The 22,951-nt window shown below is 62.8% G+C and carries 16 protein-coding genes; 13 read left to right on the forward strand and 3 right to left on the reverse strand.

The features are described from left to right. Positions 1 to 4: 4 nt before the first annotated feature. Positions 5 to 2,677 carry a sensor domain-containing protein gene (locus tag ACX1DW_RS19500; protein ID WP_458992196.1) on the reverse strand — a complete coding sequence of 891 codons (2,673 nt, stop codon included), beginning with the start codon at positions 2,675 to 2,677 and terminating at the stop codon, positions 5 to 7. 150 nt (positions 2,678 to 2,827) lie between these two features. Between ACX1DW_RS19500 and ACX1DW_RS19505 the strand changes: the two genes are divergently transcribed. After that, positions 2,828 to 3,316 carry a hypothetical protein gene (locus ACX1DW_RS19505; RefSeq protein ID WP_102838819.1) on the forward strand — a complete coding sequence of 163 codons (489 nt, stop codon included), beginning with the start codon at positions 2,828 to 2,830 and terminating at the stop codon, positions 3,314 to 3,316. Between the two features lie 111 nt (positions 3,317 to 3,427). Here the strand turns inward: ACX1DW_RS19505 and aceF are convergent, their stop codons facing one another. Together aceF and aceE are read right to left on the reverse strand one after the other, a co-directional pair. Beyond that, positions 3,428 to 5,092 carry a dihydrolipoyllysine-residue acetyltransferase gene (gene aceF / locus ACX1DW_RS19510; protein ID WP_458992197.1) on the reverse strand — a complete coding sequence of 555 codons (1,665 nt, stop codon included), beginning with the start codon at positions 5,090 to 5,092 and terminating at the stop codon, positions 3,428 to 3,430. 11 nt (positions 5,093 to 5,103) lie between these two features. Continuing rightward, a complete protein-coding gene (gene aceE, locus ACX1DW_RS19515) occupies positions 5,104 to 7,752 on the reverse strand; it encodes a pyruvate dehydrogenase (acetyl-transferring), homodimeric type (RefSeq protein ID WP_063540924.1) in 2,649 nt (882 codons plus the stop codon). Between the two features lie 271 nt (positions 7,753 to 8,023). On the opposite strand from aceE, the gene glnE reads away from it, so the two are divergent. The 12 genes from glnE to ACX1DW_RS19575 all read left to right on the forward strand — a co-directional run bounded on the left by glnE (position 8,024) and on the right by ACX1DW_RS19575 (position 22,861). After that, positions 8,024 to 10,969: a bifunctional [glutamate--ammonia ligase]-adenylyl-L-tyrosine phosphorylase/[glutamate--ammonia-ligase] adenylyltransferase gene (gene glnE / locus ACX1DW_RS19520; RefSeq protein WP_458992198.1), complete on the forward strand. Its 2,946-nt coding sequence runs from the start codon at positions 8,024 to 8,026 to the stop codon at positions 10,967 to 10,969. 48 nt (positions 10,970 to 11,017) lie between these two features. Beyond that, positions 11,018 to 11,941 (forward strand): branched-chain-amino-acid transaminase, encoded by a 924-nt coding sequence (gene ilvE / locus ACX1DW_RS19525; RefSeq protein WP_208216876.1) that lies wholly within the window; start codon positions 11,018 to 11,020, stop codon positions 11,939 to 11,941. 78 nt (positions 11,942 to 12,019) lie between these two features. Beyond that, the gene (gene waaF / locus ACX1DW_RS19530) at positions 12,020 to 13,054 is read left to right on the forward strand and encodes a lipopolysaccharide heptosyltransferase II (protein WP_458992199.1); all 1,035 of its coding nucleotides are present in this window, start codon (positions 12,020 to 12,022) and stop codon (positions 13,052 to 13,054) included. Continuing rightward, the gene (waaC, locus tag ACX1DW_RS19535) at positions 13,055 to 14,056 is read left to right on the forward strand and encodes a lipopolysaccharide heptosyltransferase I (protein WP_458992200.1); all 1,002 of its coding nucleotides are present in this window, start codon (positions 13,055 to 13,057) and stop codon (positions 14,054 to 14,056) included. It begins immediately after the preceding gene. Continuing rightward, positions 14,056 to 15,177 (forward strand): glycosyltransferase family 4 protein, encoded by a 1,122-nt coding sequence (locus ACX1DW_RS19540; RefSeq protein WP_458992201.1) that lies wholly within the window; start codon positions 14,056 to 14,058, stop codon positions 15,175 to 15,177. The genes waaC and ACX1DW_RS19540 overlap by 1 nt, the downstream gene beginning before the upstream one ends. A 40-nt stretch (positions 15,178 to 15,217) precedes the next feature. Continuing rightward, positions 15,218 to 16,024, forward strand: coding sequence for a lipopolysaccharide core heptose(I) kinase RfaP (rfaP, locus tag ACX1DW_RS19545; protein WP_230724282.1), 807 nt, complete (start codon positions 15,218 to 15,220; stop codon positions 16,022 to 16,024). After that, complete coding sequence (locus tag ACX1DW_RS19550) at positions 16,024 to 16,758, forward strand: lipopolysaccharide kinase InaA family protein (protein WP_458992202.1); 735 nt, start codon at positions 16,024 to 16,026, stop codon at positions 16,756 to 16,758. Before rfaP ends, ACX1DW_RS19550 begins: the two co-directional genes overlap by 1 nt. Continuing rightward, positions 16,755 to 17,498 carry a lipopolysaccharide kinase InaA family protein gene (locus ACX1DW_RS19555; protein WP_458992203.1) on the forward strand — a complete coding sequence of 248 codons (744 nt, stop codon included), beginning with the start codon at positions 16,755 to 16,757 and terminating at the stop codon, positions 17,496 to 17,498. Before ACX1DW_RS19550 ends, ACX1DW_RS19555 begins: the two co-directional genes overlap by 4 nt. Next, positions 17,498 to 18,943, forward strand: a complete 1,446-nt coding sequence (locus tag ACX1DW_RS19560) for a BUD32 family EKC/KEOPS complex subunit (RefSeq protein ID WP_458992204.1) — start codon at positions 17,498 to 17,500, stop codon at positions 18,941 to 18,943. Before ACX1DW_RS19555 ends, ACX1DW_RS19560 begins: the two co-directional genes overlap by 1 nt. Positions 18,944 to 18,955: 12 nt before the next feature. Continuing rightward, the gene (locus tag ACX1DW_RS19565; protein WP_458992205.1) at positions 18,956 to 20,710 is read left to right on the forward strand and encodes a carbamoyltransferase family protein; all 1,755 of its coding nucleotides are present in this window, start codon (positions 18,956 to 18,958) and stop codon (positions 20,708 to 20,710) included. Then, positions 20,697 to 21,614, forward strand: coding sequence for a glycosyltransferase family 2 protein (locus ACX1DW_RS19570; RefSeq protein WP_458992206.1), 918 nt, complete (start codon positions 20,697 to 20,699; stop codon positions 21,612 to 21,614). The genes ACX1DW_RS19565 and ACX1DW_RS19570 overlap by 14 nt, the downstream gene beginning before the upstream one ends. Before the next feature lie 83 nt (positions 21,615 to 21,697). Further along, positions 21,698 to 22,861 (forward strand): hypothetical protein, encoded by a 1,164-nt coding sequence (locus ACX1DW_RS19575; RefSeq protein ID WP_458992207.1) that lies wholly within the window; start codon positions 21,698 to 21,700, stop codon positions 22,859 to 22,861. Positions 22,862 to 22,951 lie beyond the last annotated feature (90 nt).

Raw genomic sequence — 22,951 nt, forward strand, 5'->3', positions numbered from 1 at the left:
ATGCTCAGGCATTGTGGGGATAACGCTGCAGCGCCTCGTGCAGCGAGCTGCTGGAGATCGGTCTGTCGAACAGGTAGCCCTGGCCGATGTCGCAGCGATGCTGGCGCAGGAACCTTAGCTGTTCGGCGGTTTCGATGCCTTCGGCGACGACTTTCAGATTCAGCTTGCGTGCCATGGCGATCACTGCCGAAGTGATCTCGACGTCATCCTGGTTGCCCGGGATGTCCTTGATGAAGCTTCGGTCGATCTTGATGACGTCGATGGGAAACTTCTTCAGGTAGCTGAGCGAGGAATACCCTGTGCCGAAATCATCCATCGCCAGGGTCAGCCCCAGCGCCTTCAGGCCGAGCAGCTGCTGGCGGGTTTCCTCGGTGGCATCGAGCAGCAGGCTTTCGGTCAGTTCCAGTTCCAGCTGAGCAGGTGGCAGTTGCTCTTCGAGCAGTATTGTCGCGATCGAACCGAGCAGGTCCGGGTCGGAGAACTGCTTGGGTGAGAGGTTGATCGCCACCTGAGGGGCGCCAAACCCCAGTGCCGACAGCCGGACACCCATGCGGCACGCTTCGCGCGCCACCCATTTGCCAATGGGGATAATCAGGCCGGTTTCTTCCGCAACACTGATGAACTGATCCGGGCTGATCATGCCCTTTTCCGGATGGTTCCAGCGCAGTAGTGCCTCCAGGCCCTGCAGTCGACCGCTGCGCAGGCAGAGCTTGGGTTGATAGAACACCTCCAGCTCGTTCTGTATGAGCGCGCGGCGCAGGTTGTTCTCGACGAACAGTTTGTAGTTGGCCTCGGCGTGCAGCGCCTCGGTAAACACCTGCACCTGATTCTTGCCGTTGGCCTTGGCTTTGTGCAGTGCCTGCCCGGCATGCTTCATCAGCGTCTCGGGATCGCGGCCATGCTCGGGCGAACAGGCGAGACCGAGCGAGCCACTGACGCTGATCAGCTGTTTGTCGACGAACAGTGGCTTGTCGAGGATGTGCAAGACCTGGTCGGCAAGGCGAATTCCCTCCTCGAGCTCCATTTCATCGAACATCAGGGCGAACTCGTTGCTGGCGAAGCGCGCCAGTACGCTCTGCTGGCTCAATCCGTTGCGCAGGCGGCGGGCGAGGCTGGCGAGCAACTTGTCGCCGGTCTGGTGGCCAAGGCTGTCGTTGATCCGCTTGAAGTTGTCGATATCGACGAGCAGCAGGCAGAGCCGCGGCTCGGCGCCGGCTGCGAAGCGTTCTTCGAGGCTGCGGATGAAATAGGGTCGATTGCCGAGGCTGGTGAGATTGTCGGTGTAGGCCAGGCGCTCGATGTGCTGGTGCGCCAGCTTGCTACGGGTGATGTCTTCGTAGATGCCAATGTAGTGGGTGAGAATGCCGTCCTCGTTGAAGACCTTGGAGATCGACAGCTGACCCCAGTATGGCTCGAGGTTCTTGCGTCGCGAGCGGAACTCGCCCTGCCAGCTGTTGCTGTGCGCCAGTGCCGATGACGTGGCGAACAGCAGCTCGCTGAGATTTTCCAGCGCTTTGAGGTCTGCCAGCCGCTGACCGCGAACCTCGGACTCGGTGAACTGGCTGATGGTCGTGAAGGCCGGATTGACGTACTCCACCCGTCCTTCGCGGTCGACCAGAATGAACGCGCTGGCACTCTGCTCGACGGCGCGCTGGAACAGGCCGAGCATATGGGTGGCACTGAGTCGCTGCTGGTTGGCCAGTACCTGGGCGTACTGATCGGCCAGCTCGCCGGCGAACGCAATCTCGTCGGCTTGCCAGGTTCGCGGATTGCCATCGTGTTGCAGGCTCAGCACGCCAACCACCTCGCCGCCGACTCGGATGCTGGCGTCGAGTATCGACTGGGTACCCAGGGGCGCGTAGAGCTGTCCGCCGAGTTCGCTGGTTCGATGATCCTGCAGCACGTCCCGTGCATCCACTGCTCGACCGCTCTGCAACGCCTGCAAGTAGCGGGGAAAAGGCGCCAGCTCGAGCGGCGCGAGGGTTTCATAGCTATCGCTGATGCGTGCGTAGCAGGCGATCGGCTCCAGGCGCGTTCCGCTCAGATGCCAGATCGCGGCACGGTTGAGCTCGTAGACTTCGCAGGCCGCCTGGGTGATCAGCTGTGCCGCTTCGAGTTGTGGGTTGGCCGAGCCGTAGCGGTGCCTGGCCAGCCGGACGATGAGGCTCTGCTGGGTGCGTGAGCGCAGCATGTGCTCGACATGCTCGTCCTGGGTCTGCTCATGCTCCTGCAGTGCCATGCGCAAGCGGGCGTTCTGCGTTCTCAGGTCATGATCCGACTCGGGGTGTCGGCCGGCCAACAGGTATCCCCTGAGCAGCTCGCGACCGTATTGCTGGCAAACTTCGCCGAGCTCGGTGATATCCAGGACTCCGTCAGGCGTGTGCAGCCGGTAGCCGACCTGATAGTGATTGCGCCCGGCCAGCTGCTGCTGGATGTCTTCGTGCAGCTGGTGGCGAGCGCTGGGTTCCATGAGACTGGCATAGGGCGAGTCGACCAGCGAGCAGAGGTCACCGGCGCTGACTCCGAATGCACGTTCGCAGGTCGGATCGAGAAACAGCAGTGTCCAGCTCGGCTCGTTCAAACGCTCGAAGCGCAGCATGCCGAGCCGTGATGGCACTGGCAACTGCGTCACAACCTCGGTCGCCAGTCGGCTGGCGGCATCGGTATGTATTTTCATCGAGCGGCTGGCTTCCAGTATGCTCCACGGAGTTGGGCTGGCCTGGGCTCCAGGTGCCGTTCCAGCGAAGGACGATGGCTAAATAATATTAATTCCGGGCAAGGGTGCATCATGCGACAGGGACTGACAAGTCGGCTTGCGAAGTTAGTGATGGTCTCGCTTTTCTGTACCTTCGGGATACCCCTTCAGGCTGCTGAACCGGTGGAGTTCGCATCTGATGAATCGGCCAACTATCTGGCCGAACTGCGCCGGCTGTATCTGACCGGCAGCGACCGTCAGGCCTTGCTGGCACACAGCAACGGGCTGCTCGGCACCTACGCCTTGCGTGCCGGTTTCCAGATCGGTCAGCCCAACCCCCAGGATGTGCTCTACGAGCTGAGCGTGGCGACGCCCGGCGAGCTCCGCATCCGCGAAGAGGTGCGTGGCAGTAACGGCGGCGTAGCGGTACGCAACCGCAGCCTTTCGGTATTCGGGCTCGACCCCTATCTCCAGTACCAATGTCCGGCGCAGGGCTTCAGTTGCGCGATCAACAGTCCGGCCGATGGTTTGCCGCTGGTGGTGATCCAGCGTGACCCGGCGGGTGCTGAGGAGCTTGCCAAGGCGCTGTCCTATCTGATCCGAAACCTGCAGAAGGGGTGAACCCGACGCTGCAGATTGTTCTACCGTCGGGCTGAGTCGTAGAAGGCTCCGGTAAAGAAAAACGCCGCATCCTCGAAGAGAATGCGGCGTTTTTTTCTTCAGCCCGAGCGGTTACAGCAGCAGCGTGCGGATGTCCTCCAGCAGTTCGGACAGGCGCTTGGTGAAGCGCGCCGCCGCGGCGCCGTTGATCACTCGGTGATCGTAGGACAGCGACAGCGGCAGCATCAGGCGCGGCTGGAAGGCCTTGCCGTCCCATACCGGCTGCATGGTGGCCTTGCTGACGCCGAGGATCGCCACCTCAGGCGCATTGACGATCGGCGTGAAGCCGGTGCCGCCGATATGGCCGAGACTGGAAATGGTGAAGCAGGCGCCCTGCATGGCGTCCGGCGAGAGCTTCTTGTTGCGTGCCTTGTCCGCCAGTTCGGCAGCTTCGCCAGCCAGTTGTAGCAGGCTCTTCTTGTCCACGTCACGGATGACCGGGACCATCAGGCCGTCCGGCGTGTCCACGGCGAAACCGACGTGCACGTACTTCTTGCGGATCAGCGCCTTGCCGCTCGGCGCCAGCGAACTGTTGAAGTCCGGCAGCTCCTTGAGCAGGTGCGCGCAGGCCTTGAGCAACAGCGGTAGCACGGTGAGCTTGACGCCGGCCTTCTCGGCCACCGCCTTCTGCGCCACGCGGAAGGCCTCCAGTTCGGTGATGTCGGCCGACTCGAACTGGGTCACGTGCGGCACGTTCAGCCAGCTGCGATGCAGGTTGGCGGCGCCGATCTGCATCAGTCGCGACATCGCGACTTCCTCGACCTCGCCGAACTTGCTGAAGTCCACCGCCGGGATCGGCGGAATGCCGGCTCCACCGGCCGCGGCCGCGGTCGGTTCGGCCTTGCCCTGCTGCAGCATGGTCTTCACATACTGCTGCACGTCTTCCTTGAGGATGCGCCCCTTCGGGCCGCTGCCGGTGACTGCGCTCAGCTCGACGCCGAACTCGCGGGCCAGCTGGCGCACGGCCGGGCCGGCATGCACCTTGGCGCCGTCGCGGCTTGGTGCGCCGACCGCCTGTGGAGCCTCGCTCTGCGCGGTCGGTGCCGGCTTGCGGTCGGCCTGTTCCGGGCTTGCGGCCTTGGCCGGTTCGGCGGGACTCGGTGCTGGCGTCGACTCGGCCTGCTTGGCCGGTGCCGCGCCCTGGACCTTTAGGGTCAGGATCAGATCACCGGTGCCGACCTCGTCGTTCAGCTTGATCGCCAGGCTCTCTACCACGCCGGCCACTGGAGACGGAATCTCCATGCTGGCCTTGTCCGATTCCAGGGTGATCAGCGACTGCTCGGCCTGTACCGAATCACCCGCCTTGACCATGATCTCGATGACGTTGGCCTTGCCGGCCGAGCCGATATCCGGCACGCGGATCTCCTGGCTCTGTTCGGCGCCTGCTGCGGCCGGTGCTTCGCTGGCCGCTGGGGCTTCGGTGGCTTCGGCTTCATCGGGCGCCTGGCTCGGTTGCGCGGCCTCCGCGGCAGGCGCCGCGGGTGCTTCGGCAGCGGCTTCGCCACCTTCGCTTTCCAGCTCCAGCAGTTCGTCGCCTTCTTTCAGGCGGTCGCCCAGCTTCACCTTGAGGGCCTTGATGACGCCGGCCTTGGGCGCCGGAATCTCCATGCTGGCCTTGTCCGACTCCAGCGTCAGCAGGCTCTGTTCGGCTTCGATGCGGTCGCCGACCTTGACGAACAGCTCGATCACTTCACCTTCGCCGCTGCCGATGTCGGGTACGCGAATCAGTTCACTCATGGCTTCGCTCCTCAGCAGTCCAGCGGGTTGGGTTTGTCGGTATCGATACCGAACTTGACGATGGCCTCGGCCAGCACCTTGGCTTCCATCTCCCCACGTGCGACCAGCTGCTCCAGCGCGGCCAGCACGACCCAGTTGCGATCCACTTCGAAGTGATGACGCAGCTTCTTGCGGCTATCGCTGCGGCCGAAACCGTCGGTGCCCAGCACGCGGTATTCGCGGCTCGGTACCCACTGGCGGATCTGGTCGGCGAACAGCTTCATGTAGTCGGTGGAGGCCACTACCGGGCCCTTGCGGCCGGCCAGGCACTGTTCGACGTAGGACTGCTGTGGCTTCTCGTGCGGGTGCAGGAGGTTCCAACGATCCACCGCCAGGCCGTCGCGGCGCAGTTCGTTGAAGCTCGGCACGCTCCAGACGTCGGCGGCGACGCCGTAGTCTTCGCGGAGGATCTTCGCCGCCTCGCGCACTTCGCGCAGGATGGTGCCGGAACCAAGCAGCTGGACGTGATGCGCGGCGTCCATCTTGTCTTCTTCGAGCAGGTACATGCCCTTGATGATGCCTTCTTCCACACCCTCCGGCATCGCCGGCTGCTGGTAGGCTTCGTTCATCACGGTGATGTAGTAGAAGATGTTCTGCTGCTCTTCGGTCATCTGGCGGATGCCTTCACGGATGATCACCGCCAGCTCGTAGCCGTAGGTGGGGTCATAGGTGCGGCAGTTGGGGATGGTTGCGGCGAGGATATGGCTGTGGCCGTCCTCGTGCTGCAAGCCTTCGCCATTGAGCGTGGTACGTCCGGCGGTGCCGCCGATGAGGAAACCGCGTGCACGGCTGTCACCAGCCGCCCAGGCCAGGTCGCCGATGCGCTGGAAGCCGAACATCGAATAGAACACGTAGAACGGCAGCATCGGCTGGTTGTGATTGCTGTAGGCAGTCGCCGCTGCAATCCAGCTGGACATGGCGCCGGCCTCGTTGATGCCTTCCTCGAGGATCTGCCCCTTCTTGTCCTCGCGGTAGAACATCACCTGATCCTTGTCTACCGGCTGATACAGCTGGCCGACCGAGGAGTAGATGCCGAGCTGGCGGAACATGCCTTCCATACCGAAGGTACGCGCCTCGTCCGGAATGATCGGCACGATGCGCGAGCCCAGATCCTTGTCCTTCACCAGCTGTGCCAGTACGCGGACGAAGGCCATGGTGGTGGAGATCTCGCGATCGCCGGAGCCGTCGAGGATGGCCTTGAGGGTGTCCAGCGGCGGCGTCGGGATGCTGAAGCTCTTGGTGCGGCGCTGCGGCACGAAGCCACCGAGGGCCTCGCGCTTCTGGCGCAGGTATTTGGCCTCGGCGCTGTCCTCCTCGGGTTTGTAGAACGGCAGCTTCTCCAGGTCCTCGTCGCGGATCGGGATGTTGAAGCTGTCGCGGAAGCGCTTGAGGCTCTCGACGTCGACCTTCTTGACGTTGTGCGCGATGTTCTGCGCCTGGCCGGAGCCGGTACCGTAACCCTTGATGGTCTTGGCCAGGATCACGGTGGGCTGGCCCTTGTGGTTCACCGCCTGGTGATAGGCCGCATAAACCTTGTACGGGTCATGGCCGCCGCGGTTGAGCTTCCAGATTTCCTCGTCAGAGAGGTCCTCGACCATCTTCAGCAGCTCGGGGCGTGCGCCGAAGAAGTGCTTGCGCACGAAGGCGCCGTCGTTGGCCTTGTAGTTCTGGTAGTCGCCGTCGACCACCTCGTCCATGCGCGCCTGCAGCAGGCCGGCATCGTCCTTGGCGAACAGCGGGTCCCACAGGCGGCCCCAGATGACCTTGTTGACGTTCCAGTTGGCGCCGCGGAAGTTGCCTTCCAGCTCCTGGATGATCTTGCCGTTGCCGCGCACCGGGCCGTCCAGGCGCTGCAGGTTGCAGTTGATGACGAAGATCAGGTTGTCCAGTTTCTCGCGGCCGGCCAGCGAGATGGCACCGAGGGATTCCGGCTCGTCGCACTCGCCGTCGCCGAGGAAGCACCAGACCTTCTGCTTGCCGGCCGGGATGAAGCCGCGGTCTTCCAGGTACTTCATGAAGCGAGCCTGGTAGATCGCCTGGATCGGGCCGAGACCCATGGAGACGGTCGGGAACTGCCAGAAGTCCGGCATCAGCCAGGGGTGCGGATAGGAGGACAGGCCGTTGCCGTCCACTTCGCGGCGGAAGTTGTTCAGCTGCTCTTCGCTGATGCGGCCTTCGAGGAAGGCGCGGGCGTAGACGCCGGGCGAGGCGTGGCCCTGGAAGTAGATCAGGTCGCCACCGTGCTCTTCGGTCGGTGCCTGGAAGAAGTAGTTGAAGCCGATGTCGTACAGCGTCGCGCTGGAGGCGAAGGTGGAGATGTGACCGCCGAGGTCCGGGTCCGCCAGGTTGGTGCGCATGACCATGGCCAGCGCATTCCAGCGTACCAGCGAGCGAATGCGGCGTTCCATGAACAGGTCGCCGGGCATGCGTGCTTCGTGGGTGACGGGAATGGTGTTGCGATACGGCGTGGTGATGGCGTAGGGCAGCTGGGTGCCGCTGCGTGTGGCCAGTTCGCCCATCCGGGTCATCAGGTAGTGAGCGCGTTCTTCACCCTCGCGGTCGAGGACGGACTCGAGGGCGTCCAGCCATTCCTGGGTTTCGACGGGATCGAGATCTTGCATGGCTTGCTCCATGGCGGAAAGGCTTCCAGAATCGGTCGCCTGTTCGCTACCGGCTTTGTGGGCCGGTGCGTGTAATGTTCTTGGACGAGTGCCGGGGGTAGGGCCGGGCGTCTGTAGTTTTACTACAAAACTGCGCCGGGATCAGCCCCCTGAAATACTCTTTAGTAGTAAAACTACAGATCAGCGGCACTGGCATTTCCCTGTAATAGGTACTTGCGAGGCTCTGAATCGCGCGGTCCATCGTATTCGCTGCTGTGAAGGAAACCTTCCAATGAGTCTGCCGTCGCTGGTTGCATTGCCGCCCTCACTCCTGCCTTTTGTCAGTCGTGCCGAGGAGTCGTTCCTCGCGGCTGCCGGCAACCTGTCGGAAGCGCTTGCGGCACGATGCCGCGCCTGGCTGACCGAGCATGGCGAAGCGTTCGCCCGGGTCTGCGCGGCGAGCGACTTCGTCAGCGAACAGGTTAGCCGAGATCCACAGATGCTGCTGCAGCTGGCCGAGCTGGGCTGGCTGGATCGGTCGCTGGAAGCCGGCGAACTGCGCGATGCGCTGAGCGAGCTGATTGCCGCCTGTGACAATGAGGACACCCTGGCGCTGACGCTACGGCGTTTCCGTAGCCGCCAGCAGGTGCGCATCATCTGGCGCGATCTGACCCGCCAGGCGGCCCTGGCCGAGACCTGTCGCGATCTCTCCGATCTGGCCGACGCCAGCGTCGATCTGGCCTACCACTGGCTCTACACCCGCCATTGCGAGCAATTCGGCGTGCCCACCGGCCGGCGCAGCGGCCAGCCGCAGCACATGGTGATCCTCGGCATGGGCAAGCTGGGCGCCCATGAACTGAACCTGTCCTCCGACATCGACCTGATCTTCGGCTATCCGGAGGGCGGCGAGACCGTCGGCGCCAAGCGCTCGCTGGACAATCAGGAATTCTTCGTCCGCCTTGGTCAGCGGCTGATCAAGGCATTGGACGCCATCACCGTCGACGGCTTCGCCTTCCGAGTCGACATGCGTCTGCGTCCGTACGGCTCGTCCGGACCACTGGTCTACAGCTTCAATGCGCTGGAGCAGTACTATCAGGATCAGGGGCGCGACTGGGAGCGCTACGCCATGATCAAGGCACGGGTCATCGGCGGCGACCAGCAGGCCGGCAAGGAGCTGCTGGAGATGCTGCGACCCTTCGTCTACCGGCGTTACCTGGACTTCTCCGCCATCGAGGCGCTGCGCACCATGAAGCAGCTGATCCAGCAGGAGGTCCGGCGCAAGGGCATGGCTTCGAACATCAAGCTGGGCGCCGGTGGCATTCGCGAGGTCGAATTCATCGCCCAGGCCTTCCAGCTGATCCACGGTGGCCGCGATCTCAGCCTGCAGCAGCGTCCATTGCTCGGTGTGCTGGCCACGCTGGAGGGGCAGGGTTATCTGCCGGCCGCGGCAGTGGCCGAACTGCGCGAAGGTTATGAATTCCTGCGCTATACCGAGCATGCGCTGCAGGCGATCGCCGACCGTCAGACGCAGATGCTGCCGGACAACGAGGGGGACTGTGCGCGGGTGGCGTTCATGCTCGGCTTCGACGGTTGGGCGGCCTTCCATGAGCAACTGCTGTACTGGCGCGGGCGCATCGACTGGCATTTCCGCCAGGTCATCGCCGACCCGGATGAGGACGAGAATGCCGAGGGCGAGGCCCTGGTCGGCGGCGAATGGCTGCCGCTGTGGGAGCAGGACTGGGACGAGGAATTCGCCTGCCGCCAGCTGTCCGAGGCCGGTTTTCGTGATGGCCAGGGCGCCTGTCAGCGGCTCGCCGCGCTGCGCAACGCCAGCCAGGTACGCACCATGCAGCGTCTCGGCCGCGAGCGTCTGGACGCCTTCATTCCACGGCTGCTGGCGCAGGCCGTCGAGCAGGACGATCCGGATCTGGTGCTCGAACGCGTACTGCCGCTGGTGGAAGCGGTCGCCCGGCGTTCGGCCTACCTGGTCCTGCTGACTGAAAATCCCGGGGCGCTGCAGCGCTTGCTTGAGCTCTGTGCGGCCAGCCCGTGGATCGCCGAGCAGATTGCACGCTTCCCGCTGTTGCTCGACGAGCTGCTCAACGCCGGTCGTCTGTACAGCCCGCCGCTGGCGCCGGAACTGGCGGCTGAGTTGCGCGAACGGCTGATGCGCATTCCCGAGGATGACCTGGAGCAGCAGATGGAGGCGCTGCGGCATTTCAAGCTGGCGCACCGGCTGCGGGTGGCCGCTTCGGAGATCGCTGGGACGCTGCCCTTGATGAAGGTCAGCGACTACCTAACCTGGCTGGCGGAGGCGATCCTGCAGGAAGTGTTGACCCTTGCCTGGCGCCACACCGTCGCGCGTCATGGCCAGCCACAGCGCAGCGATGGCACGCTCTGCGATCCGGCGTTCGTCATCGTCGGTTACGGCAAGGTCGGTGGCATCGAGCTCGGGCATGGTTCGGATCTGGATCTGGTGTTCATCCACGACGGTGACCCCGCCGCCGAGACCAATGGGGCCAAGCCCATCGATACCGCGCAGTTCTTCACTCGCCTGGGCCAGCGCATCATCCATCTGCTCACCACCCAGACCACCTCCGGCCAGCTCTACGAAGTGGACATGCGCCTGCGCCCGTCCGGCGCTTCCGGGCTGCTGGTCAGCTCGCTGGGCGCCTTCGAGCGCTACCAGAGCCAGGAGGCCTGGACCTGGGAGCACCAGGCGTTGGTGCGCGCGCGAGTGCTGGTCGGCTGCCCGCAGCTGACGGCCGACTTCGAACGGGTGCGCGCCGGTGTGCTGGGTCGCGAACGCGATCTCGAGGCGCTGCGCCGCGAGGTCAGCGAGATGCGCGCGAAGATGCGCGACAACCTCGGCACCCGCGCGACGCATGCGGGAACCGCCGAGCAGGCCTTCGACGCCGCTGCCGAGTTCAATCTCAAGCAGGACGCCGGTGGTATCGTGGATATCGAATTTATGGTGCAATACGCGGCTTTGGCGTGGTCGCACCAGCATCCCGAACTGCTGCGCTATACCGATAACATCCGCATTCTCGATGGGTTGGAGCAGGCCGGGTTGATGACCGGCGATGAGGTGCGGCTGCTGCAGGACGCCTACAAGGCGTACCGTGCCGCGGCCCACCGGCAATCACTGCAGAAGCAGCCCGGAGTGGTGAGTGGGGATCAATTCCACGACGAGCGTCGCGCAGTCATGCGGATCTGGCGCGAGCTGGGGCTCAGCTGAGCCCGCGTCGGGCTACCGAGCAATATCGAATTCTGAGGAGCTGGCAAGATGTCGATGGCCGATCGTGATGGCGTCATCTGGTATGACGGCGAACTGGTGCAGTGGCGCGATGCGACCACCCATGTGCTGACCCATACCCTGCACTACGGCATGGGCGTGTTCGAAGGTGTTCGCGCCTACAGCACCCCGGACGGCACGGCGATCTTCCGCCTGCAGGCGCACACCGACCGCCTGTTCGATTCGGCGCACATCATGAACATGCCGATGCCGTATTCGAAGGAAGAGATCAACGAGGCGACCCGCGCCGCGGTGCGCGAGAACAACCTGGAAAGCGCCTACATCCGCCCGATGGTGTTCTACGGAAGCGAAGGCATGGGCCTGCGCGCCAGCGGTCTGAAGGTGCACGTGATCGTCGCGGCCTGGCATTGGGGCGCCTACATGGGCGACGAGGCGCTTGAGCTGGGCATCAAGGTGCGCACCAGTTCCTTCACCCGTCACCACGTCAACATCACCATGACCCGCGCCAAGTCCAACGGTGCCTACATCAACTCGATGCTGGCCCTGCAGGAAGCCATTTCCGGCGGCGCCGACGAAGCGCTGATGCTGGACCCCGAAGGCTACGTGGCCGAGGGTTCGGGCGAGAACATCTTCATCATCAAGGATGGCGTGATCTACACCCCGGAAGTCACCGCCTGCCTGAACGGCATCACCCGCGGCACCGTGCTGACCCTGGCCGCCGAGCACGGCCTGAAGGTGGTCGAGAAGCGCATCACCCGCGACGAGGTGTACATCGCCGACGAAGCCTTCTTCACCGGTACCGCAGCCGAAGTCACGCCGATCCGCGAAGTGGACGGCCGCGCCATCGGTATCGGCCGTCGCGGCCCGATCACCGAGAAGCTGCAGAAAGCCTACTTCGATCTGGTCACCGGCAAGACTGATGCCCACGCCGAATGGCGGACCCTGGTCAAGTAAGCCTGGCGCTGGAAGCCGGCAACGCATGACTCGCTTGCCGGCCACGCTTCCAGCCCCTCAGCTTATGGCTTAGAGCTTATGAACATACTGATCGTAGGACCCAGCTGGGTTGGCGACATGGTGATGGCGCAGACGCTGTTCGTCTGCCTGAAACAGCGCCATCCCGACTGCCAGATCGACGTGCTGGCGCCTGAGTGGAGCCGGCCGATTCTCGAGCGCATGCCCGAGGTGCGCCAGGCGCTGAGCTTTCCGGTCGGGCACGGCGTGCTCGACATGGCGACCCGGCGCAAGGTTGCGCAGAGCCTGCGCGGTCAGTACCAGCAGGCGATCCTGCTGCCCAACTCCCTGAAGTCGGCGCTGGTGCCATTCTTCGCCGGTATCCCCAAGCGCACGGGCTGGCGCGGCGAGATGCGTTTCGGCCTGCTCAGCGACATGCGCAAGCTCGACAAGCAGCGCTACCCGCTGATGATCGAGCGCTTCATGGCGCTGGCCTTCGAGCCGGGCGCCGAGCTGCCCAAGCCGTATCCGAACCCCTCGCTGCGCATCGACACCGCGACTCGCGACGCCGCCCTGGCACGTTTCGGCCTGAGTCTGGACCGGCCGGTGCTGGCGCTGTGCCCCGGTGCCGAGTTCGGCGAATCCAAGCGCTGGCCGGCGGAACACTTCGCCAAGGTAGCCGAGCTGAAGATCCGGGACGGCTGGCAGGTCTGGCTGTTCGGCTCGAAGAACGATCACCCGGTCGGTGAGCAGATCCTCGAACGCCTGATTCCGGGCCTGCGCGAAGAGGCGGTGAACCTGGCCGGAGATACCAGCCTGGCCGAGGCAATCGATCTGCTGTCCTGCGCCGATGCGGTGGTGTCCAACGACTCGGGGCTGATGCATGTTTCCGCCGCGCTCGGCCGGCCGTTGGCGGCGGTCTACGGCTCCACCTCGCCAGCTTTCACTCCACCGCTTTCCGAGCAGGTTGAAGTGGTGCGCCTGGGCCTCGACTGCAGTCCCTGCTTCGAGCGCACCTGCCGCTTCGGCCACAACAATTGCATGCGCGAGCTGAAGCCGCGCGCGGTGATCGAGGCGCTGGAACGTCTGGTCCCGCAGTCGGTCGAGGTGCGCTGATTGAAGGTCCTGCTGGTCAAGACCTCGTCGCTCGGTGACGTCGTGCATACCCTGCCGGCGCTGACCGACGCGCAGCGGGCGCTGCCCGGCATCCAGTTCGACTGGGTGGTGGAGGAGGGCTTCGCCGAGATTCCGGCCTGGCATCCGGCGGTGACACAGGTGATCCCGGTAGCGATTCGTCGCTGGCGCAAGCACCCGCTGCAGACCCTGCGCAAGGGTGAATGGCAGCGCTTCAAGGCACGCCTGCGGGAAGGCCGTTACGACCTGGTGATCGACGCCCAGGGCTTGCTGAAAAGCGCCTGGCTGACCCGCTACGTCAAGGCTCCGGTCGCTGGATTGGACCGGGAGTCCGCGCGTGAGCCCATCGCCGCACGCTTCTATGACCGATGCTACGCCGTGCCGCGTGACCAGCATGCGCTGGAACGGGTGCGTCAGCTGTTCGCCCAGGCGCTCGCGTATCCGCTGCCGCAGGATGTCGCCGATTACGGTCTCGATCGCGAGCAGATGGCGGCGCCCAGCGACCAGCCGTACCTGCTGTTTCTGCACGGCACCACCTGGCCGAGCAAGCACTGGCCGGAAGCCTACTGGCGCGAGCTGGCCGAGCGCATGAGTGATTTCGGCTGGGCGATCCGCCTGCCGTGGGGCAATGCCGAAGAGAAGGCGCGGGCCGAACGCATCGTCAGCGGCATAGCCAACGCCGCGGTGCTGCCGAAGCTCAATCTTGCCGGTGTCGCCCGGGTCATCGCCGGTGCACGCGCCTGCGTCGCGGTGGATACCGGCCTCGGCCACCTGGCCGCGGCGCTGGATGTGCCGAGTATTTCGCTCTATGGTCCGACCTTGCCCGGGCGGGTCGGCGCCTATGGCCGCTCCCAGGTGCACCTGTGTGCCGGCGGACCGAACGCCGGTCGCGGTGACCGGCACAAGCCCTGTTTCGACGATCTGCGCCCCGAGCGCGTCGTCACCGAACTGAAAGCCCTGCTGCGGGCCCCGGAGTCCGTCTGATGCAACTGGCCTTCATTCTCTACAAGTACTTTCCGTTCGGCGGTCTGCAGCGCGACTTCATGCGTATCGCCCTGGAATGTCAGCGTCGCGGCCACACGATCCGCGTCTACGCGATGATCTGGGAAGGCGAGGTGCCGGACGGCTTCGAAGTGCTTATCGCGCCGGTCAAGGCGTTGTTCAACCACACTCGCAACGAGCGCTTCACCGCCTGGGTCGAGGCCGATCTGGCCAAGCGGCCGGTGGACCGGGTGATCGGCTTCAACAAGATGCCGGGGCTGGACGTGTACTACGCCGCCGACCCATGTTTCGAGGACAAGGCGCAGACGCTGCGCAACCCGATCTATCGGCGCTGGGGCCGCTACAAGCACTTCGCCGAGTACGAGCGCGCAGTGTTCGCGCCCGAGGCGAAGACCGAAATCCTGATGATCTCCGAGGTGCAGCAGCCGCTGTTCGTCAAACACTACGGCACGCCCGCCGAACGCTTTCACCTGTTGCCGCCGGGCATCGCTCAGGATCGCCGCGCGCCGGCCAATGCCGCGCAGATTCGCGCCGAGTTCCGCGAGGAGTTCGAAGTGCGGCCCGACGAGCTGCTGCTGGTGCAGATCGGTTCCGGCTTCAAGACCAAGGGGCTGGACCGCAGCCTCAAGGCACTCGCCGCATTGCCGCGTGAACTGAGCCAGCGCACCCGGCTGCTGGTGATCGGCCAGGACGATCCCAAGCCGTTCAAGCTGCAGGCCAAGGCGCTAGGCGTTTCCGGCATGGTCGAATTCCTCAAGGGGCGCAGCGATATTCCGCGTTTCCTGCTGGGCGCCGATCTGCTGATTCATCCGGCCTATAACGAGAACACCGGTACCGTCCTGCTGGAAGCGCTGGTCGCCGGGCTGCCGGTGCTGGTCACCGATGTGTGTGGCTATGCGCACTACATTACCGATGCCAGCTGCGGGCGCGTGGTGCCCAGCCCGTTCGAGCAGCAGGCGCTCGACCAGATGCTGGCGCAGATGCTCGCCGATGACGCGCAGCGCTCGGCCTGGAGTCGCAACGCGCTGGCCTTCGCCGAGACGGCCGATCTCTACTCGATGCCGCAGAAGGCCGCCGACGTGATTCTCGGGGAAAGCGCATGAACGTCGTGTGTCTCCGGCGGGCGTCGTCATTGGGGGCTCCATGCGCCTGATGCTGACCGAGCCGTTCGAAAGCCTGTGGCAGGGCAAGGACCCCTTCGAAGAGGTCGAGCGTCTGCAGGGCCAGGTCTACCGGGAACTGGAAGGTCGCCGCACGCTGCGTACCGAGGTTGCCGGGCGAGGTTACTTCGTCAAGATTCATCGCGGCATCGGCTGGGGCGAGATTGCCAAGAACCTGCTCACGGCCAAGGCACCCGTCCTTGGTGCGGGCCAGGAATGGCGAGCGATCCAGCGCCTCAAGGAAGTCGGCGTGCCGACCATGACCGCGGTGGCCTATGGCGAGCGAGGGGGCAATCCGGCAAGCCAGCACTCGTTCATCATCACGGAAGAACTGGCGCCGACTGTCAGCCTCGAGGATTTCTCGGCGAACTGGCTGGAACAACCACCGGCACCGGCGCTCAAGCGCGCCCTGATCGCCGAAGTCGCCCGCATGGCCGGCACCATGCATCGCGCCGGGGTCAATCACCGCGACTTCTACATCTGCCACTTCCTGCTGCACACCGACAGGCCGGTGACGGTCAGCGATCTGCGCCTGTCCTTGATCGACCTGCACCGCGCCCAGACTCGCGGTCACACACCTGTACGCTGGCGCAACAAGGATCTGGCCGGGCTGTACTTCTCGGCCCTCGAGATCGGGCTGACCGGCCGCGACAAGCTGCGCTTTCTGCGCGTTTACTTCCAGCGGCCGCTGCGTGAGGTCCTGCGTGATGAGGCATCCCTTCTGGCGTGGATGCAGCGCAGGGCTGAAAAGCTACTGGATCGTAAGCAGCGTTATGGGGATGCGCTTTGATGGCAGGCTGGACTCTCGATCCTGCCTACATCGATCTGCATGATGACTTTGGCAGCCTGACAAGCGTGTTCGCCCTACAAGGCGAGCGTCTGACGCAAGATCTGCTTTCGGAGGTCATCCGTATCGAGCGCAACGGCGTGCGCTACTACGTCAAGCGTTACTCCGGCGCAGGCAAAGGTTTGCGGCGATTCATCGGCCGCCCACGTGTCAAGGCGGAGTGGCAGAACCTCATGCTGTTTCGACGTTGGGGCATTCCGACCGCGCCGATCGTGGCTTACGGCATGGAGCGGCGCGGCGGTGCGTTTCTACGCGGTGCCCTGATCACTCGCGAGCTGGAGCAAACCGACGATCTGGCGTTGCTGGCGACCACTCACGACGCCCGTCTTCGCGATCCGCGCTGGGTGCAGGAGGTCAGCCTGCAGTTGGCGCGCTCGACACGGGCGATGCATGATCGGGGCTTTGCTCACAACGATCTCAAGTGGCGCAACCTGTTGGTCGATCCGCAGCGTCGCCTTTATCTGATCGACTGCCCTACCGGCGCCTTCTGGCATGGTCCGTTTCTGCAGCGGCGTATCGTCAAGGACCTGGCATGTCTGGACAAGGTGGCCAAGTACCAGCTCAGCCGAACCCAGCGCCTGCGGTTCTATCTGCAGTACTGCCAACGAAAGCGACTGGTTGACAAGGACAAGCCGCGCATCCGGCAGATTCTGAATTATTTCCAGGGGCGGGAATGAACGATTTCATTGCACAGGCTGATCGCGCGACGCTCGAACGGCACGGTCTGGCGGGGTTCGATGCACTCTGGTCGGTCCAGCTGACGGCTGTCGATGAGCCCAACATCGAGCGCGGCGGCTGGAGCACTGTCTTCCGGCTGGAGCTCGATGGCTCGGCGTTCTATCTCAAGCGGCAGAGCAATCATTTGACTCGCACCCTGGCGCACCCATTCGGTGAGCCAACTTTTGCCCGGGAGTTTCGCAATATACGCCGCTATGCCCGGCTTGGTGTGCCGGCGTTACAGGCCAGCTTCTTCGGGCAGCGCAAGGTTGGCGGCGAAAGGCGCGCTATTCTCCTGACGCGTGCACTGGATGGTTGGATGGATCTGGATGGTTGGCTGAAACGATGGTCGGAGCTGGACGACTCACAACACGAAGCGATCATCGGCGCAGTTGGCGGCTTGGCGCGTACGCTGCATCAGGCCGGACAGATGCATGGTTGCTTCTATCCCAAGCATATCTTCCTGCGTGAGGAGGGTGGGCGTTGGCAGGCCTGCCTGATCGACCTGGAGAAGACTCGCCCTCTGTTGTTGGGGCGGCGCGACCGGATCAAGGATCTGGAGCCGCTGGTGCGGCGTGCAAGCATTATCGGCGAGCAAGGCGTGCGCTATTTGCTGGAGGCCTATCTGGACGACTCTCGCTTGGCTGTGCCTTGGCTGCGGCAGCTGTATCAGCGGCGCGAAGCCAAGGAGACCCGCTAATGAGGTTGGCCGAGCTGGCTGGAAGCGGGCGTGAGCCTGCCTACCCCGCACAAGTCGAGTTGCCGGATGCGGCGAATCTGCATATCGATCTTTGGCTGCGTATCCTGCCCGGGCAGCGCTATGTCGGCCGCGCGCGTTTGAATGGTCGCCAGGTCCTGGCCAAGCTCGTGGTGGGTGGCAAGGCGCAGCGTCATTACCGGCGTGAGCTGGCTGGTGCGAAGCTGCTGGCGGACCAGCATTTTCCAACACCTGCGCTGGTGGGGCAGGGCTGGCACGAGGGTGAGGGTGGCTGGCTGCTGTTCGACTGGCTCGATTCCGCCGAAAGTCTGTGGGAGAGCTGGCGCTCCGTCGAGGCGGAGCCTGTGCTGACGGACGGGCAGCGTGGCGTGCTCGGTGAGGCGCTTGAGCTGATCGCCAGGATGCATGCGCAAGGCCTTTGGCAGGCGGATCTGCATCTTGACAACTTCCTCAAGGCCGACGGTCAGCTCTACGTGGTCGACGGCGGTGGTGTAAAGGCCGAGACGCCCGGGGAGCCGTTGTCGCGTGAGCAGGTACTGGAGAACCTAGGCGTCTTCTTCGCGCAGCTACCGGCAGAGATCGAACCTTTCATCGAAGAACTGCTGGTGCCCTATCTGCTGACCAACAGCGAGCACGCCCTGCCGCTGGAGGCGTTGCTCAAGCAGGTTCACAAGATTCGTAACTGGCGGCTAAACGATTTTCTGAAGAAGGTCGCCCGAGACTGCAGCCTCTTCAGTGCGCGTATCGGCCCGTTTGGGGCGCAAGTGGTTCGGCGTGACGAGGCGGCCGCGCTGCACTCGCTGTTGGCTGATCCGGACGCTTGCATCGCCCAGGGCCGGCTTTTCAAAACCGGTGGTGCAGCTACAGTTGCGCAATGCGAACTGGACGGCCGGGCCCTGCTTATCAAGCGCTACAACATCAAGGATCCGCTGCATTGGTTGAAGCGCTTCTGGCGGCCGAGCCGCGCCTGGCACAGCTGGGTCGAGGGTAATCGGCTTGATTTTCTCGGGATATCCACTCCTCGCTTGCTGGCCGTGATCGAGCGCCGCTGGCTGTGGATGCGCGGGCCGGCGTGGCTGATTACCGATTTGCTGCGCGGAGAAGATATAATTGCGCGTTTTCAGCCGTATCTGGATGGCTGCCCTCCAGAGCAGGAATTGGTTGCCCTGGACCGGCTGTTCGCGGCATTGATCCGCGAGCGAATCAGTCATGGTGATCTCAAAGGGCACAACCTGTTCTGGGAGCATGATCGCTGGTCGTTAATCGACCTGGATGCCATGCAGCAGCATGGCAGCGATGCCAGCTTCGCTCGGGCGTATGCCAAGGACCGTGCGCGATTCCTGCGCAACTGGCCGACCGACAGCGCTCTGTACCGGCTGCTTGACCAACGTTTACCCGCGGTGCCCGGCACCAGCATCGAAGATTAAGAGGCAATACCCGTGGCATTGACGATTCTCGGCCTTTCCGGCGCCCTCAGTCATGATCCTTCCGCCGCCCTGTATATCGACGGCAAGCTGATCGCCGCCGTCGAAGAAGAGCGCTTCGTGCGCGACAAGCATGCCAAGAATCGCATGCCCTACGAGTCAGCCAAGTTCTGCCTCGAGCAGGCCGGCATCAAACCGTCCGACGTCGATGTGGTGGCGATCCCGTTCGCACCCATCAGCATCTTCGAAAAGGCGCGCTGGCACTATGCCAAGCGTTACTGGTACGCACCGGATCGCGCGCTGGATGCCATTCTCATGGGCAACCGCCGCTACTACCGCTACAAGAAACGCATCGAATGGTGTCTCCAGCAGCTGGGCTTCGACCTGAAGAAGGTCAAGATCCAACCAGTCGAGCATCACCTGGCTCATGCCTCCAGCGCCTATCACTGCTCGGGCTTCACCGAGAAAACCGCGATTCTCGGCATCGATGGCAAGGGCGAGTACGCCACCACCTTCTTCGGCTGGGGTGAGAACGGCAAGATCCACAAGATCAAGGAATTCTACGACCCGGATTCCTTGGGCGGACTGTATGGCGCGATCACCGAATACCTCGGCTTCGAGATGCTCGATGGCGAGTTCAAGGTCATGGGCATGGCGCCGTACGGTGACGCGGCCAAGTACGATTTCTCGCGCCTGGCGACCTTCGAGAACGGCGAGCTGACCATCAATACCGAATACGCCAACGTCATCGGCTTCCGTCGCTACAAGGAGAAGGGCAAGGGCTACTACTTCTCGCCCAAGCTGATCGAGTGGCTGGGACCCAAGCGCGAAGGCGATATCGCCGACGACCCGTACATTCATTACGCGGCCAGCATGCAGGCGCTGTTCGAGAAGCTTGCGCTGGAGATGATGGACTACTACCTCGGTGACATCATCCGCGAGACCGGCAAGATCGCCTTTGCCGGCGGTTGCGCGCTCAACGTCAAACTCAACCAGAAGATCATCGCCCGCGAGGAGGTCAAGGAGCTGTTCGTACAGCCGGCCTCCGGTGATGCTGGAACCGCTGTCGGTGCGGCGGCCTATGTGTCGGTGCAGCGCGGCGTTCCGGTAGAGAAGATGGAGCACGTCTACCTCGGCCCGTCCTATTCCAATGAAGACGTTATCGCTGCCTGTGCCCGGCATCCGAACAAGCCCGTGTTCAAGCAGATCGCCAACACCCCCGAGCGCATCGCCAGGATCATGGTCGACGGCAACCCGGTGGCCTGGTTCCAGGGGCGCATGGAATTCGGCCCGCGTGCGCTGGGCGGTCGCTCGATCATTGGTTGCCCGAGCGTGCCGGGCGTCGCCGACCGCATCAACGAGCAGATCAAGTTCCGCGAGCGTTGGAGACCCTTCTGCCCGTCGATGCTCGATACCGTGGCGCCGCAGATGCTCAAGGTCGACCATCCGAGCCCGTTCATGACCTTCACCTTCGAGGTCAACGAAGGCTGGAAGGAGCGTGTCGGCGAGGTGGTCCATGAAGACGGTACCTCCCGCGCCCAGGTTCTCGAGCGACAGCACAACCCGCGCTGGTACGACCTGATGCTGGAGCTGGAAAAGCTGACTGGCAACGGCGTGTCGCTGAACACCTCGCTCAACCGCCGCGGCGAACCGATGATCTGCTCGCCGACCGACGCGCTGAACATGTTCTACGGCTCGGACCTGCAGTACCTGATCATGGAGGACATCCTCGTGGTCAAGGAGGGCAAGGATTGGTATGAGCACATCTGATTTGCTGATCAGTATCGTCATTCCAGCCTACAACTATGCGAAGACGTTGCCTCGCGCGGTCGAGTCCGTGATCGCTCAGTTAAGTGAGAGTAGCGAGCTGTTGGTCATCGATGACGGTTCAACCGACGAGACACCTGCGGTACTTGCCGATCTGCAAGACAAGCATCCTGGACTTTTTCGTGCTATCCGCAAGCCCAACGGCGGGCTTTCATCGGTCCGTAATCGCGGCATAGCAGAAGCCAAAGGGACGTATCTGGTGTTTTTGGATGCCGATGACGAGTTGGCGCCGGATGCCCTGAGGTTGTTGAGTGAGCACCTCGTGCAACATCCGCAAACGCGCATGGTAATTGGTGGGTACTGGGCGGTCTGGCCTGATGGAAAGCGCCGCAAACATTTGCCAGCGGCGCTTCCTAAAGATCGGCAGGGGCGGTTACGTGGGTATTTGCTGGATAAGACCATCGGTCTTGCCAACGGGGCATCCGCCATCCATTGCGACGTTTTCCGGCTCGGAAACTACCCAGAAAACTTTCGAAATGCCGAGGACATTCCAGTCTTCAGTCAAGCACTCGCAAACTTTGAATGCTCGGTTCTTGCCGCGCCCATGGCGTTGATCTACAAGCACGACGACAGTATGAGGCACGATATCAAGCAGGATTGTGCGGTTGGGCTTGCCGTCGTCGAGGAGATATTCGACAAGGGGCGGGTGCCTGCGGAAATGGCGCCGTTACGCAGGGCATTCAAAGCTCAGCGTTGCCTTTCGCTGTTTCGTGGGCTTTTGAGCGCAGGGCGGTTTGTCGAAGCGCGCCAAATGTATCGCCAGGCGATCGGTACTGATTGGCGAGTAGTATTCAAGACGTCATATACCCGCAAAGCGCTGCGGCTTTGGCTGAGCGGAAAACGCTGAGCGTGGGACGTCCCGTGGACAGGGCGTTGCGTCGACTGCGTGACTTCGTAGTCAGCGCACCCGTGCGCCGGGGGAAGGGGCAAATGGCGGCATGGCGACTGCGCTGTCGGTTGGCGGGTAAGAGCCTGTTGGCTTTCATGTTCTCCAAAGGCCGCCATATCCCAGCAACGCAATGCGACGTCTTGTTGATTCATCCCTCGCGTAAATCGTACGAGCAAGGCCGAAAAGGCGCCTTTCTACAGGCATTGAGGGCCACCGGTCTCCACGTTGAGGAATTTGTCGAGGAGTCAGATGATGTACTGATTCGCGCCCGACAGTTCTCCAGACCCGCCAAGCCAGTTCCGTTGCTGTTGTACTGGCATGCTGCGCATGCAGCGTTTCTGCTGCGACGTTATCGGGCCAAGGTGGTGCTGACCGAGCGAAACGGGTGGATAGTCCCAAGTTTCATCAAGGCGCTACGCACCGAGGGCATGCGAGTAATGCATCTGGCACATTCGGTGCCGTCTGGGCAGTCCAGTCGCTATGACTACTTCGATTACGATTACTATCTAATGTTTGGCAAAAGCTCCTATGACTATCTTTACTCGCTTAGCGAAGCTTTTGGTGAATGCTGTGCCGTATATGCGGGACCGTATTATCTAACAGATAAAAAAAGTACCGTGCGGGCTGAGACTTACAGTGGGCAAGCACCGCGTTTGTTGTTTCTCGGCTCAGGCCCGGATTACGAACATGCCGAATCCTATCAGCATTATTGCAGGTGGGTCGTGACGTGGCTTGAACAGCACCTAGATGCAAGACTTTCGGTGAAGCTTCATCCCCGTGGGGAAGGTTATCCCTGGCTGGACTATGCAGCGAGTTCTGAGCGAATTACTCTCTTGCCTGTAGGCGTGACGCTAGAGCAATGTGCCGAGCACTTCGATCTTGTACTGTGTGGGTATACCAATGCCATTTTGGATGTTGCTCGTGCCGGTACTCCTTTCGTGCTTCTGGGGCAAGGTGAGGATTTTTTTTCTGTTGAGCAATATGCCTTGCCGATGTGCACCCACGAGTCACAATTGGCATTGTGTATCGAGTCGGTTCTAGAGGATCCAGAAAAAATATGTGAACGTTTGTCGGCTTTTCTGGGCTATCACCTTTATCACGCAAGTGACCCGCTGGCCTCGCTAGTGGGCAGCGTGGAAAAGGTGATAGCTGGCTCGGGGCTGGCTGGTATCCGCCTTTCTGCTCCCGAAAAAAAAACTAATTAAGCACTCTTATGAAGATAGTATTTCTCGGGTTGGCCAAGCATCAAACTAGGTATTTTAGTTCCCTTCTCCAGAACACTGAGTTGAGTGGGG

This window comes from Stutzerimonas sp. KH-1 (assembly GCF_054483855.1).